We start from the raw sequence: 12,862 nt of genomic DNA, 5'->3' as shown, positions 1-12,862 counted from the left end.
ATGCGCGCCCTCGCTACCCTGCTTGCCTGCGGGCTGGCTTTCCCGGCCGCCGCTATGGCAGCTGACGATGGCCTGCGCACCGCGGTGCTGCTCGATCACATGCACGGGATCGACGCCAACGTGACCTACCTGAAGGCGAGCGGACAGGAGCTCAAGCTAGACGTCCTGCTGCCCGACGACTACGCGTCGAAGGCGCGGCCGGTCGTGCTGCGCTTTCACGGCGGCGGCTGGGTCGCGGGCAGCCGCGAGAGTTCGGCCTTGTCCGCCCTGCCCTGGCTGCAGATGGGATACACGGTGGTGAACATCAGCTACCGCCTGGGGAACACGGCGCTGGCGCCGGCCGCTGTCGAGGACACGCTGTGCGCGCTGCAGTGGGTGGGTCGCAACGCAAAGAAGTACAACTTCGACCTGTCGAAGGTCGTCACCACTGGCAATTCGGCCGGCGGCCACCTGGCGCTCACCACCGCCATGATCCCGGCCGATTCGCCCTTCACCAACCAGTGCGCGGCCAACGAGCCTACCTGGTCCGGGCCTTACCGGAACCCGGCGCCGAAGGTGGCGGCGGTGGTGAACTGGTACGGCATCACGGACGTCGCCGACATGCTGCAGGGCCCGAACCAGCGCTCGTATGCGGTGGCCTGGTTCGGCAGCATGCCGGGGCGCGAAGCGCTGGCGCGTGCTCTGTCGCCCCTGAGCTATGCGCGTGCCGGCGGCCCGCCGGTGTTCACGGTCCACGGCGACGCCGATCCCCTGGTGCCCTACGCGCATGGCGTGCGCCTGAAGGCGGCGCTCGACAAGGCCGGCGTGAAGAACGTCCTGTACACGATCAAGGGCGGCAAGCATGGCGGCTTCGCGCCGGAACAGCAGCTGGCCGCGTTCGAGGCCGTGCGCGAGTTCCTGCGCGGCGAGGGGCTGCTGCCGGCGCAACCCTGAGCGCCGCCTTTTCGCTGTTGTGCCTAAGATGGGGCTCCGACCACATCTTACGCAAGGAGGCTGCCATGCCTGAAACCAAGGATACCGACCGGAGCCTGAGCGACATCCAGCTCGACGACTTCGACGTCAACCGCCAGCGCGAACGGCTCGAGCAGAGCCGCCCCGGCAACCTGCAATCCGACCAGAAGCCGACGCCCCAACAGCCGGACGAGCAGTCGCGCCAGGGCGAAAAGCGCTAGCATTTTTACTGCTGGCTTTGTGCGAGCCGTCCTACGGCAGCTCCTCCCCCATTCCGATTGTCCCGGCCCGCCAGAGGTCTATCATCGAGCCATCGACACTCAAACAGGAGAACAGTATGGGTGAAAACAAAGGCCATGGCGTCAAGGGGCCGCGCCACGACGATGACGTGGACGACCTCAGCATCAATACCGCGAGCGGCAGGGTCGCCAACGGCGGCCAGCAGCAGTCGAGCAACATGCATCCGGGGCAGCAGCAGGACAGCATGCAGTCCGATCAGCTGCAGGGCAATCAGCAGTCCGTGCAAGGCGACGGCCAGGGAGCGGGACAGCAGCAAGGTAACAAGCAATCGGGACAGCAACAAGGGAACCAGTAGCACTGGTGATCGTCAAACCAAACGCAATCGGGCGCGCACCGACAAGTCAGTCTTGTCCGGTGCGCGTTTGCATTGTGCTGACACTTTTCTTTCCTGCGGGCGAGCACGTCCGAACGATCCTACGCACAGGCCGCGCGGGCTCCGATTGCCGATGTCAGCAGGAAGATTAAGATGGTCACTCAACTTCCTTATCAAGGAGACGAACATGAACCAGAATCAGCAGAACGGACAGAAGCAATCGACGCCGGACACCAACTCGAACGATCCGATGAAGGACCTGGTCGCGACTGACGGCCAGGGCCAGCAGTCGGGCAACCAGCAGTCCGGTGGCCAGCAATCGGGCAGCCAGCAGCAGGGCCAGCAAGGTGGCCAGCAGCAGGGCAGCCAGCAGCAAGGTGGCCAACAAGGCAACCAGCAGCAGGGCGGCGGCCAGCACGCTTCCGGCGGCACCCCGGCCCTGGAAGACCTCGACGGCCAGAACCAGGGCGAAAGCGCCCAGCAGGCTTCGGAAGCCTTCCAGCAGCAGGATCAAGGGGGCGGCAACCGCTAAGCCCCGGCGCCGTGCGCAGGCCGCCTGGCTTTCAGCGCACGGTGTGGGCGCGATTCAGGCGGCGCTCGGCGCGGCGCTGGATCGCCTCGAAGAACAGGCTCAGAAGCCAGTAGACGCAGGCCGCCGCGATATACAGCGGCAGCGGCTGGAACGTCACCGCAATCACTTCCTTGGTCGCGAGCATCAGTTCGGTCACCGTGATTACCGACACCAGCGAGGTGTCCTTGATCAGGCTGATGAGCGTATTGCTCATCGACGGCACTGCGATGCGCAGGGCCTGCGGCAGGATGATGTGGTGCAGGGTCTGCCAGTAGCCCAGGCCCAGGCTGAAGCTGGCGCGCCACTGCCCTTCGCTGACCGCGCGGATCGCCCCGCGCAGGCTTTCCGACAGATAGGCGCCGCTATTGAGCGACAGCGCCAGCACGCCCGCCGTCACCGGCGCGAACTCGATGCCGATGCTCGGCAATCCGTAATAGATCACGAAGATCTGCACCAGCAGCGGTGTGCCGCGCATGATGCTGACGTAGAAGCTCGCCGGCAGGCGTACCAGGGCCCAGGGCGCGATGCGCATCAGGGCCACCGGCAGGCCGATCGCCAGCCCGCCCAGCATCGAGGCCACTGCGAACATCAGGGTATAGCCGGCGCCTGTCAAGAGGGTCGGCGCCGCCTCGCGCAGCAGCGCGATCAGTTCCACGCCGGGCCTTTACTTGGCCGGGCGGCTGGCGTCGACGCCGAACCACTTCATCGACAGCGCCTTCAGCGTGCCATCGTTGGTCGCATCCAGCAGGACCTTGTCGACCGCCGCCTTGAACTGCGGGCTGCCCTTGCGGAAGGGGATGCCCATGCGCTCGGGCGCGCCGACGCGCGCACCGGCCTTGATCGGCAGCGGCGAATTCTTGAGCAGGTAGGCCACCATCAGGCTGTCGTTCAGGGCCGCGTCGATGCGGCCGAAGGCCAGGTCCTGCAGGTTTTCCGGCGCCGCCGGATAGCTCTTGACCGTGATGCCCGGCACCGCCTTGACCTGCTGCTCGAACACGCTGCCCTGCCCCACTCCGACAGTCCTGCCCTTCAGGTCGGCCAGGCTGGCGTAGCTGGCGCGGTCGTTCTTGCGCACGATGAGCTGCGGGAAGGAATAGGTGTAGGGACGCGAGAAATCGAAGGCCTGCTCGCGCTTGGGCGTGATGCCGACCTGGCTGACGATGACGTCGTACTTGCCGGCGGCCAGGCCCGCCAGGATCGCGGCCCATTCGGTGCTGACGAATTCGGGCCGCAAGCCCAGCTTGCCCGCGACCAGGCGCGCGACGTCGACGTCGTAACCGGTCAACTGGCCGGTCTTGGGGTCCTTGAAGTTGAAGGGCGGGTAGGTGCCTTCCATCGCGATGCGCAGCGTGCCGCGCGCCTTCGCTTCCGTGAGCAGATCGGCCGCCGCGGCTGCATGCAGCGGCGCCAATGCCGACAGCGACGCCGCCAGCGCCAGGCCGAGCAGGGTCCGGCGTGCCACGGTGTTCGAATGCTTGCCCATCAATGCGTCTCCATCCAAGGTCGAGCTGACTTTATAACCGAAACCGGCGCAGCCGGGAAGGCTGGGTCTAGTAAGCAGGCCGGCGGGCGCGCGATCCGAACGGATGGCCGACCACCAGGGTCGTGCTCGCGACCAGGGTCGACAGCCCGAGGATCAGCTGCACCAGCCTGTCGTCGGGGAGCACCCAGACCTGGCCGCGCGGCGGCTCGGCGCCGGTGGCGGCGTGGATCAGCGGCGAGATCCAGTCGGCGTCCGGCTCGACGTCGAGGATCACGGCGTCGTCCGTGGTCTGCATGTAGACGTTGCCGCCTTCGGCCAGCGTGAAGCAGATGCCGACGCCGGTCTCGGTCGGCTTGACCAGCTCCTGCAGGGCGCGGTTATGCTCGTCGATCCAGAGTTCGACGTCCTGCGGGGTTTCCAGCGCGGTCCAGGGACGGGGGCGAAAGCGCGGCGGGGTATCGGGTGGCAAATTCATGTGATGCGGGTAAAAGCGGGGCTGATATCAATTCGGCCGTATCTTACGGGATTTTTGTGTGCCAGTATGCAGTCCGCCGGTTCTCCAACAAGGAAATACCTTGGAAAGTAATGTCCCTGCTCCTGTCATGTCTCTTTATAAAAAAAATTTCCAACCACTTCCCGTTCAAGCCGAGGTATTCGTGAAAGTCAGATCCCTGTTGTACTGGCCCTACGTCGCTGCGCTCGCAGCCATGCTGGCGTCCTGTGGCGGCGGAGGCGGAGGCGGCAGCTCCGGCACGACGCCACCGGTCCCACCGCCCGTGAGCAGCCCCGCCCTGCAGTTTTCGCCGCAAAAGGCCAGCGCCAGCGTCGAAGCCGGACTCTCGGCCACCATCTCGATCAACGCCAGCGTCCTGCGTCCACAGGACTTCAGCGGCAATGTGTATGCGTTCGTAGTGGACGACACCGGGGTGCTGCTGCCAAACGCACGCTTCGTCGCCAGTTCGCCGACCAGCTACACGGCAGTCCTGCAGACCGCGCCAAGCCTGGCAGCCGGCAGCTACCGCGGCAACTTCACGATCAAGCTGTGCCGCGACACGGGCTGCGCCAGCCAGTTCCCGGGCTCGCCCATGCTGCTGCCCTACGAATTGACCGTCACGCCGGCCAAGCCGGCAGACCTGTCGGCCCGCCCGGAAACGACCCTCGGCACGACGATGAACCTGGGCGACACCCCGCGCCAGCAGCTCGTGCTCGTGGGTGGCCAGGGCCTGCAATGGACGGCGACCAGCAACGTGGCCTGGGCGCGTCCGGTCAACGCCAGCGGCAGCGGCCCCGGCCGCTTCGCGGTCGAATTCAACGCCGCCGGCCTCGCCGCCGGCAACTACGTCGGCGAACTGGCGATCGAGTCGAGCGACAAGCAGCGCATCACGCTGCCGCTGACCCTGGCGTTGATGGCGAACCGCTTCGAGACCAGCGGCACCGGCTTCACCTTCAATGCCGTCAACGGCGCGCCGATCGCGCCGCAGAACGTCACCTTCTCGCTGTCCAACAAGGGCGCCGCGCCCTTCTCGCTGGCCAGCGACCAAGCCTGGCTGTCGGTGACGCCCGCCACCGGCACCACGCCGGGTGCCGCCTCGTTCGCCGTCGATCCGGCGCGCGGCAAGCTCGCCAGCGGCAACCACAACGCCACCGTCACCTTCACCTCGCCGGCGGCTAACAACCTGCAGGTTCCGGTCTACCTGAACCTGACCAAGCCGACGCTGAGCGCTTCGGTGAATACGATCACCCTGGGCGGCAGCACCGGGCGCGAATTCACCGCGGCGCCGTTCAGGCTCTCGCTCAACACGCGCGAGAACGCCTGGCCGTGGACGCTGGCGGGCACGCCTGCCTGGGCCGGCTTCAGCGCCGTGTCCGGCACGGTGAACGAGACCGGCACCAGCATCACCGTCACGCCGAACGCCGCGGCCGCGCCGATCGGTTCGACCAGCGTCGTGCTGGCGCCCCAGGCCACGGTCAACGGCGACGTGGTGTCGACCCCGCTCACGCTGACCATCAACCGCGACCAGCAGAAGATCCTGCCGTCGGTGAACGGTGTCGCCTTCGTGTCGACGCCGGCATGGTCGCGCCTGCGCACCAGCGTGACCGTGAGCGATAATTTCGGCGCCGCTTCCAGCTGGAGCGCAAGCTCGAACGCCGCCTGGCTGTCGGTGACGCGCAGCGGCAATACCCTGACGTTGGAGGCCGACCCGGCCCTGGTGGCGAACGGCGCGACCAGCATCGCCACGGTTACCCTGAGCCCGGCCACGAGCGGCGTCACGGCGCCGGAAACCATCCGCGTCGGCTTCTACAAAGGGGCGACGCCGCCCGAGCTGACCAAGCTCTCGGTCGATTACCATACCCTGGTTGCCGACCCGATCCGTCCGCTGGTCTACGTGCACAAGGGCGGCACCACGCTCGATATCTACAATGTCTATACGGCGCAGAAGACCGGCAGCGTCGCCCTGGGCGCCGCGCTTGGCGACATGAGCGTCAGCCAGGACGGCGCCCGCCTGTACGCCTACGACACGGCCAACCGCAAGGTGGTGGTGCTCGACCTGGACCGCTTGACGACGCTGCCGGACCTGCCGCTGTCCGATGCGGCGTCCAGCTACGAGCGGCTGCTGTCGGTGCGCCCGAACGGCGTCGAGCTGCTGCTGACGGTGTCGGGCATTTACCGGGTCGCGGACGGCAAGCGAATCAGCACCAGCGGCTGGGTCGGTCCGGGCCTGGCCGTCAGCCGCGACGGCAAGCGCGTCTACAGCCAGGACAGCGGCTACAGCCCGTCGAGCGCCAGCGCGAGCACGCTCGACTATTCCGCGATGGGCGGCGGCACCGCGCTGGTGAGCGCAGGCGTGGCCGCGGCCCGCCCTGGCGAGAACGGCCGCGACGTCGCGGTCAGCCCCGACGGCGCGCGCGTCTACTTCGCCAACGGCGCGCCCTACCGCTGCACGATCTTCGACGCCAGCCTGCGCTCGATCGGCAACCTGCCGGGCGGCGACGCCTATCCGAACAACGTGGAAGTCGACGTGCACGGACGCGCCTACTGCGGCCTGCAAGGGCCCTACACGCAGTACGACGTCTGGCTGCACGACGCCAACGGCGCTTTTGTAAAGGGCTACAAGTTTGCCGGCTATGCGCGTGGCCTGCTGGCGCGCCAGATGGTGGTGAGCGGCGACGGCATGATGGTGATCGCCCTGAGCGAAGACCCGCTGATGGGAATCATCGCGGTCGGCCTGTAAACCGCCGCGCCCTGCCGGCCCGGCGTCAAGCGGCCAGGCGGCCCGTCAGGATCAGCGAGGCCGGTTTGCGGGTAGCCGGGTGCAGCGGCTCGCGCATCTCGACCACCTGCAAGCCGTGCTCGACGAACAGCGCGATCCAGCTCGACACGGTACGAAAGTACCAGGGCGCGGCGTCGGCAAAGGCGCTGCTGAAACCGGCCCAGCTCCCCTCGCGCCAGCCATCGACATAAGGCGCGTCGCCGCAGGCCACGACGGGGTGCACGGTCTGCACGATCAGGTGGCCGCCGGGGCGCAGGTAGCTCGGCGCCGCCCGCAGCAGGCCGCGCGTGGCCTCGTCGCCGATCAGCGAGAAGTTACAGACCGCCACGTCGGCCGCCAGCTGCAGCTCGCCGGCCGCGATCTGCTCGTAGCTCAGCTGGCGGAATTCGCCGCCGCCGGCGCTTCTCGCCTGTTCGACCAGCCCGGCGATCGCATCGACCCCGACCATCGCTACCTCGGGCAGCGCCCGCACCAGCCAGCCTTCGCCGCAACCGAGATCGACCCCAAGGCGCGGCGCGCGCGCCCGTACCGCCTCGACGATGGCGCTGTTGGTCACCAGCACCCGCGATTCGATCTCGCCGCCGCGCACGGCCGCGGTCCAGGGATCGGTATTGCGCGACCAGGCATCGATGATGGATGCGTCATTGTGTTGTGGCATGGGTCTCTCCGTGTTCGGCATGAATCGATCCATAGACTATCTCAAAATCATTTGCGATAGATCAAGACTCGCGCACGCTTACATTTGACGTCACTACAAATCTCACATATTCTTTCACTCAACGGTATGGAAACGTTTCCAGTTTCGACAGGATCATACGAGACCAACGCATGAAGTTGGCAGACCGCGGCGCGCCGTCCTGGCGCACGTTTTTCTTCGGAGTTAAATGAGGAGTCGACGTGAACCAACAGAACCAGAATCGTCACCTGAAGTGGAAACCTTTCCAGTCGCTCGCTGCGACAGCCCTGTTCGCTGTCTGTACCGGGGCAGCGGCCAGCGTCACCAATCCCGTCATCGGCCAGTTGCTGTGGTCCGAGGAATTCAACGGCACCAGCCTGAACACCGGCGTATGGACCGCGTCGGACGGCAACGGCTGCCAGATCAACCTGTGCGGCTATGGCAACGCCGAGCTGCAGTACTACAGCCCCAACAACCTCTCGATCGTCAACGTGCCCTTCGAATCCGGCACGCGCGCCCTGGCGATCCAGGCGCGCTCGCAGACCGTGGGCAGCAACGTGTTCACCTCCGGGAAGATCGACACCAAGGGCAAGGTGCAGGTCCAGTACGGCATGATCGAGGTGCGCCTGGCCACCCCGAACATCGCCACCGGACTATGGCCGGCCGCCTGGATGCTGGGCGTGAGCCCGCAGACCTGGCCGCGCAACGGCGAGATCGACATCATGGAGATGGGCCACAAGGCCTCCGTGCGCGCCAGCGCCGGCAATCCCTCGCCCAACCACTTCACCGGCTCGAATGTCATCACCTGGCAGCAGGCTGCCTGCGTGCCGGGCAACGAGAGCTGCGCCGCCTCCACCGCGTGGCAGACCAAGAACTGGTACATCCCGAGCACCTCGCTGGCCAACCGCTTCGTGACCTACCGCCTGTACTGGGATGAAAGCCAGATGCGCTTCACCGTGGTCGACAATGGGGTCGAGCGCAACATGTACGACGCGCCGCTGCCGGTGAACTCGACCGCCCTGCAGGCGCCCTTCTACCTGCTGCTAAACCTGGCCGTGGGCGGAAATTTCACCGACGCCGCCAACCCCAGCCAGGTGACGGCGCCGCTGCCGGGCACAATGTACGTCGACTACGTGCGCGTGTACCAGCTCGACGGCAAGGGCCAGGTCAAGCTCGGCAACCAGACCGTGCCCGAAGTGGCGGGCAAGTTCGGCGTCTTCACCGACACCACGGCCGTCAACAACAAGCTGGTGGCCGGCACCAGTTCCGACATCTTCCTGTGGAACGGCGCCTCGAGCGGGGCCGGCAATACGGCGCCGTATGAAGGCAGCAACGTGATCGCCTGGGCCTACACGGCGCCCGGCCAGTGGTTCGGCGGCGGCGTGCAGGCACGCCAGGCACGCGACCTGTCGAACTACCGCAACGGCACCATGCGCTTCCGCATCAAGATTCCGGCCAATGTGTCCTTCAATATCGGCGTCGGCGACACCTATACCAACCAGAACTGGGTGAACTTCCCGGCCAACACGACCACCCACGGCCTGGTACGCAACGGCGAATGGGCGCAGGGCAGCATCCCGGTCTCGACCCTGCTCGGCACCAAGGTGGCGGCGCAGTCCCTGCTCGATGTCTTCATGATTTCGAGCGACGCCAACCGCCTGCCCACGTCGACCTTCCAGTTCGCGATCGACGACATCGTGTGGGATTCCGGCACCACCACCACGCCGCCGCCGACGACGCCGACCGGTCCGACCTGGGTCACCCAGCCCAGCGCTACCACGCTGCAGTTCAACACCAATACCGGCAGCTGGGCCGACGTGCACTACACCGTCAACAACGGCGCCCAGCAGAACGTGCGCATGCGGCTGGACGGCAGCACCAACACCTATATCGCGGGCGGCCTGAAGATCGGCGACGTGGTGCGCTACAGCTTTACCTACTGGGACCCCGCGCGTAACTTTGCGGTGGATACGGCCTGGCAGAGCTATACGATGAAGTAAGCTGCCTTCTCCCGGACCCCGCTGTTGCGGTCCGGGAGAAGCTCAGGGTTTGGCAGCTTCCGCGCGCCGCGGCACCCCGGCGGCGCCCGGTGGAAGCTTGAACTGCGCGACGTTCAGCTGCATCGAGAGGTGAACGTAGAATGCGGTCAGGCTGGTGAGGTCGACCACCCCTTTGCTGCCGAAGCGCCGGTTGATGCGGTCGTAGCTTTGATCTGACACCTGGCGATTCCGAACGAGTTCGGTCACGAAGGCATACACGGCATCTTCGTCATCGCTCATGTTCGCCGGCTTTTGACCGATGCCGAGCGCGTCCACGTGGGCCTGGGTGAGACCAGCCTTCAAGGCCAGAGGTAGGTGCTGGTACCAGACGTAGTCCTGGTTCCAGTCCCTGGCAATGTAGAGAATGGCGAGTTCGGCCAGGTTACGCGGTATCGCCGAACCCGCTTTCATGTAGTCGCCGACTTCCCGTGCGTTGCTCATCATTGCCGGGCTATGCAGCATCACTTCGAAGGGTCCGAAGATGGGCGCCTTGCGCACGGCTTCGTATTGCGCGACAGCCTGCTTCTGCTCGGCCGAGTACTTCTCGACGGGAATCACGGGGAGCCGATCTGCCGCCTGGGTGACTTGGGAAAGGAGAAGATGCATGAGAGCCGCTCCGATCAAGAGCGCTCCGCACGAAAGACGGGCCATGGTGTCGCCTCTGGGTAAACGAACCGGTTTGGAAGAGTGTTGCGGCGCTGTCGCGTTCAAGCTACGCCCGGCAAGCCAGTGCGTCAAGATACTGATGGACTCGGATGTGGCGCCAACAAAACAGCAAGGCAGCCTTTCATGCGGCCTGCATGAAGCGCGCGCACTCAGTCGATCTCGAGCGTATGCAGCCTGGCTGACACCTCATCGCCGTCGATCAGTAATTCACCTACCGAGATCGGCAGCGTGAAGCGACGCCGTCCTGCGCTCCCGGGATTCACGTAGAGCACCCCGCCACGCTGCTGGCAGGCCGGCTTGTGCGAATGGCCGGAGACGACCACGCGCATGCCCGCCGCCTGCGGGTCGATCGGCAATTCCTTGATGTCGTGGATGACGTAGATCGCGACCGCTCCCAGCCGCAAGATGGCGGTCTCGGGAATGTCGGCGGCCCAGGCGCCGCGGTCGTTGTTGCCGCGCACGACCGTCAGCGGCGCCATCGCAGCCAGCGGCGCGAGGATCTCGGGGCCCGTGATGTCCCCGGCATGGATGATATGGTCGCTGCTCCGCAGGAAGTCGAGCGCCTGCGGGCGCAGCAACCCGTGCGTGTCGGAGATCAGGCCGACGCGCATTCGCTCAGTGCGAGCGCTTGCTGCCGGCCATCTTGGCCGTGGTGTAGATCGAGTACAGCGCCGCCAGGCCCACCACCACGTAGACGATGCGGGTGGCCGGGCTGCCCGGGCCGAAGATGGTGGCGACCATGTCGACGTCGAACAGGCCGACCATGGCCCAGTTCAGGCCGCCGATAATCAGGAGCGCCATTGCCAGGTAGTCGAGCGCCGACATGGCGGAGCGCCCTTGCGTGCGCATCGAGGTGCGCCGTTCGCCCATGGTCCTGCGGTCCATCGTTGGAGCATTCATCGTTGCCATCATTGCCTCCTTGAGTCGTGCAGCGTAAAGCGGAATGAATCGGCCAGGCAGGCCTGCCTGACCCCGACAACCCATATTAGCGGAAGTGCGATGGCATGCACGCACGGTGTGCGCGCCGGGGTTTTACCCCTTCCAGGTACGGTTGAGCCCGGTGTCCGCGTGGATCCAGCCGCCCTTCGGGCCGGAGCGGTAGTAGTAGCCGACGCCGCCTTGGCGGAAGCTGCGGATCAGGCCGCCGAGCACTTCCTCGTTCAGGCTGGCGATGCGGATATCGGCCGCCTTGCCCACCATGTGCAGCGACTTGCGCGCCGCCGGCACGCCCTCTTCCACCAGGCGCTTGTTCGAGGCCTCGGTGCGGTAGCCCGACAGGATCTCGAGCGGCTGGGTCATGCCGTAGCGGGCGATGAAGGCTTGCGTGCCCCACAGCACTTCGAACAGCTTGGGGTCGATCGGCGCGCTGGCGCGGCCGTTGACGTCGCGCAGGATGTGGCACAGCTCCTGGTAGGCGGAATCGATGATCTCGCCGTCCTTCCAGTACAGCACCTTGGCGCGTTCGCCGCTTTGCGGGCGCACCAGGGAAAGCGTGCGCGGCTTGACCCAGAAATCCAGGTCCAGCAGTTGCGCGTCGAACAGGTCGGGCGGCGGTTGCAGGTCGTTGTTCTGGGCAGCGGCGCTGGCCGGGGTCAGGAGCGGGGTGCCGATGACGCCCATGGCGCACAGGCGGGCGCCCTGTTGCAGGAAATCTCTACGTGAAGCCATATCGAACTCATCCAATCGAGGCGCTTACTATAGCGCAAGCTTTACACCGACAAAAGATGTGTTCGTCAAACCTGTTGCGGCCAGCGCAAGTATTCAGATCGCCCTTGCCACCCAGGCAATCAGGATGGCGGACGGCACGAGCAGGGCCTGCGCCAGGATCGTGCCCGCCAGGCGGCTGCCGACCAGCCACACGATCGCCTTCCTGAACTGTCCTTCGCTGACCTTGCCTTCGACCACGTCGTCGGTCATGCCCGACATGTGGGGGTCGATGAAGATCGCCATCAGGATGGTGGCCCCGCCGTTGATGATCGAGGACAGGGTGCTGGAGGTCACGCGCACGGATGGATCGAGCACGCCCGCATACAGCGCGGCGAACACGCCCACGGTCCACAGGGCGGTGGCCACCACGTTGAGCAGTGTGATGCGCAGCGACACGCCGTGTCCCGAGCGGATCGCGCTGATATTCTTCGCGGCCGGCACGCTGGCCACGTCCTTCACATAGGACAGCCCGCCCTTGAAGAAGCCGTGCAGGATCAGCTTGGGAACCGAGCGGTGCGCCTGGAAATGCAGCACGGCGCGGCAGAACACGCGCTGGAAGGTCGGGATCAGGAAGGCGCCGATGACGGTAGCCAGGCTGCTCGATGCCAGCAGCCACTGGAAGTCGCCCAGCAGCGCGGACTGGGCCGCGCCGTCCAGATTGCTTTCGACGCGCTTGGCCAGGAAGGGGCCGAGGAAGGAATTCGAGGTGCGCGAGAGCAGCACCAGGATGCTGAACAGGGCGAAGGAGACAGCGATGCGGCGGGTGCGCACGCCGGCGATGCGGACCGAATAGGCGAGCGTGCCGATCAGGTGGATGACGAACGTGAGGAAGCAGATGAAGAGCAGTTGTATGTCCACGTATCGTTCCCGATGCCAAAGATTGC

The 12,862-nt window shown here is 65.9% G+C and carries 15 protein-coding genes; 6 read left to right on the top strand and 9 right to left on the bottom strand.

Annotated features, from left to right (window positions below; translation table 11 throughout):
• From LK539_RS17790 to LK539_RS17775, 4 genes are all read left to right on the top strand, one after another.
• Window positions 1-933: an alpha/beta hydrolase gene (locus tag LK539_RS17790; RefSeq protein WP_227802386.1), complete on the top strand. Its 933-nt coding sequence runs from the start codon at window positions 1-3 to the stop codon at window positions 931-933.
• A gap of 65 nt (window positions 934-998) precedes the next feature.
• Window positions 999-1,172: a hypothetical protein gene (locus tag LK539_RS17785; RefSeq protein WP_227802385.1), complete on the top strand. Its 174-nt coding sequence runs from the start codon at window positions 999-1,001 to the stop codon at window positions 1,170-1,172.
• A gap of 116 nt (window positions 1,173-1,288) precedes the next feature.
• Entirely contained in the window at window positions 1,289-1,546 is a 258-nt protein-coding gene (locus LK539_RS17780; protein ID WP_227802384.1) for a hypothetical protein, read from the top strand.
• A 205-nt stretch (window positions 1,547-1,751) separates the two neighbouring features.
• Window positions 1,752-2,096, top strand: a complete 345-nt coding sequence (locus LK539_RS17775; RefSeq protein WP_227802383.1) for a hypothetical protein — start codon at window positions 1,752-1,754, stop codon at window positions 2,094-2,096.
• A gap of 31 nt (window positions 2,097-2,127) precedes the next feature.
• On the opposite strand, the gene LK539_RS17770 is transcribed toward LK539_RS17775, so the two are convergent.
• The 3 genes from LK539_RS17770 to LK539_RS17760 form a co-directional block, all read right to left on the bottom strand.
• Entirely contained in the window at window positions 2,128-2,790 is a 663-nt protein-coding gene (locus LK539_RS17770; protein WP_227802382.1) for an ABC transporter permease subunit, read from the bottom strand.
• A gap of 9 nt (window positions 2,791-2,799) precedes the next feature.
• A complete protein-coding gene (locus LK539_RS17765; RefSeq protein ID WP_227802381.1) occupies window positions 2,800-3,618 on the bottom strand; it encodes a transporter substrate-binding domain-containing protein in 819 nt (272 codons plus the stop codon).
• A gap of 67 nt (window positions 3,619-3,685) precedes the next feature.
• Window positions 3,686-4,093 (bottom strand): hypothetical protein, encoded by a 408-nt coding sequence (locus tag LK539_RS17760; protein WP_227802380.1) that lies wholly within the window; start codon window positions 4,091-4,093, stop codon window positions 3,686-3,688.
• Window positions 4,094-4,274: 181 nt separating this feature from the next.
• On the opposite strand from LK539_RS17760, the gene LK539_RS17755 reads away from it, so the two are divergent.
• Window positions 4,275-6,851 (top strand): quinoprotein amine dehydrogenase, encoded by a 2,577-nt coding sequence (locus LK539_RS17755; protein ID WP_227802379.1) that lies wholly within the window; start codon window positions 4,275-4,277, stop codon window positions 6,849-6,851.
• A 25-nt stretch (window positions 6,852-6,876) separates the two neighbouring features.
• Here the strand turns inward: LK539_RS17755 and LK539_RS17750 are convergent, their stop codons facing one another.
• On the bottom strand, window positions 6,877-7,548 hold the full coding sequence (locus LK539_RS17750) for a bifunctional 2-polyprenyl-6-hydroxyphenol methylase/3-demethylubiquinol 3-O-methyltransferase UbiG (RefSeq protein WP_227802378.1): 672 nt from the start codon (window positions 7,546-7,548) through the stop codon (window positions 6,877-6,879).
• A 239-nt stretch (window positions 7,549-7,787) separates the two neighbouring features.
• Here LK539_RS17750 and LK539_RS17745 point away from each other — a divergent pair, with 239 nt between their 5' ends.
• On the top strand, window positions 7,788-9,566 hold the full coding sequence (locus tag LK539_RS17745) for a family 16 glycosylhydrolase (RefSeq protein ID WP_227802377.1): 1,779 nt from the start codon (window positions 7,788-7,790) through the stop codon (window positions 9,564-9,566).
• Window positions 9,567-9,608: 42 nt separating this feature from the next.
• Here the strand turns inward: LK539_RS17745 and LK539_RS17740 are convergent, their stop codons facing one another.
• The 5 genes from LK539_RS17740 to LK539_RS17720 all read right to left on the bottom strand — a co-directional run bounded on the left by LK539_RS17740 (window position 9,609) and on the right by LK539_RS17720 (window position 12,836).
• Window positions 9,609-10,211 (bottom strand): carboxymuconolactone decarboxylase family protein, encoded by a 603-nt coding sequence (locus tag LK539_RS17740; protein WP_227802376.1) that lies wholly within the window; start codon window positions 10,209-10,211, stop codon window positions 9,609-9,611.
• Window positions 10,212-10,420: 209 nt separating this feature from the next.
• Complete coding sequence (locus LK539_RS17735) at window positions 10,421-10,882, bottom strand: metallophosphoesterase family protein (RefSeq protein ID WP_227802375.1); 462 nt, start codon at window positions 10,880-10,882, stop codon at window positions 10,421-10,423.
• A 4-nt stretch (window positions 10,883-10,886) separates the two neighbouring features.
• Window positions 10,887-11,180 (bottom strand): DUF378 domain-containing protein, encoded by a 294-nt coding sequence (locus tag LK539_RS17730; protein WP_227802374.1) that lies wholly within the window; start codon window positions 11,178-11,180, stop codon window positions 10,887-10,889.
• Window positions 11,181-11,303: 123 nt separating this feature from the next.
• On the bottom strand, window positions 11,304-11,939 hold the full coding sequence (locus tag LK539_RS17725) for a DUF882 domain-containing protein (protein WP_227802373.1): 636 nt from the start codon (window positions 11,937-11,939) through the stop codon (window positions 11,304-11,306).
• A 93-nt stretch (window positions 11,940-12,032) separates the two neighbouring features.
• Window positions 12,033-12,836, bottom strand: coding sequence for a lipid II flippase family protein (locus tag LK539_RS17720; protein ID WP_227802372.1), 804 nt, complete (start codon window positions 12,834-12,836; stop codon window positions 12,033-12,035).
• Between the last annotated feature and the right edge of the window lie 26 nt (window positions 12,837-12,862).

Source organism: Massilia sp. IC2-476, assembly GCF_020707295.1.
In the GTDB taxonomy this organism is placed as follows: Bacteria; Pseudomonadota; Gammaproteobacteria; order Burkholderiales; family Burkholderiaceae_D; genus Telluria.
Note: the sequence above shows the minus strand (reverse complement) of the source record. Positions and strands in the feature narration are given on the sequence as shown.

Bases quoted from the DNA above. Each gene is read 5' to 3' on its own strand.
- LK539_RS17730 (WP_227802374.1), bottom strand. From the start codon at position 11,180: ATGGCAACGATGAATGCTCCAACGATGGACCGCAGGACCATGGGCGAA.
- LK539_RS17735 (WP_227802375.1), bottom strand. From the start codon at position 10,882: ATGCGCGTCGGCCTGATCTCCGACACGCACGGGTTGCTGCGCCCGCAG.
- LK539_RS17725 (WP_227802373.1), bottom strand. From the start codon at position 11,939: ATGGCTTCACGTAGAGATTTCCTGCAACAGGGCGCCCGCCTGTGCGCC.
- LK539_RS17760 (WP_227802380.1), bottom strand. From the start codon at position 4,093: ATGAATTTGCCACCCGATACCCCGCCGCGCTTTCGCCCCCGTCCCTGG.
- LK539_RS17765 (WP_227802381.1), bottom strand. From the start codon at position 3,618: ATGGGCAAGCATTCGAACACCGTGGCACGCCGGACCCTGCTCGGCCTG.
- LK539_RS17785 (WP_227802385.1), top strand. From the start codon at position 999: ATGCCTGAAACCAAGGATACCGACCGGAGCCTGAGCGACATCCAGCTC.
- LK539_RS17740 (WP_227802376.1), bottom strand. From the start codon at position 10,211: ATGCATCTTCTCCTTTCCCAAGTCACCCAGGCGGCAGATCGGCTCCCC.
- LK539_RS17750 (WP_227802378.1), bottom strand. From the start codon at position 7,548: ATGCCACAACACAATGACGCATCCATCATCGATGCCTGGTCGCGCAAT.
- LK539_RS17790 (WP_227802386.1), top strand. From the start codon at position 1: ATGCGCGCCCTCGCTACCCTGCTTGCCTGCGGGCTGGCTTTCCCGGCC.
- LK539_RS17780 (WP_227802384.1), top strand. From the start codon at position 1,289: ATGGGTGAAAACAAAGGCCATGGCGTCAAGGGGCCGCGCCACGACGAT.
- LK539_RS17775 (WP_227802383.1), top strand. From the start codon at position 1,752: ATGAACCAGAATCAGCAGAACGGACAGAAGCAATCGACGCCGGACACC.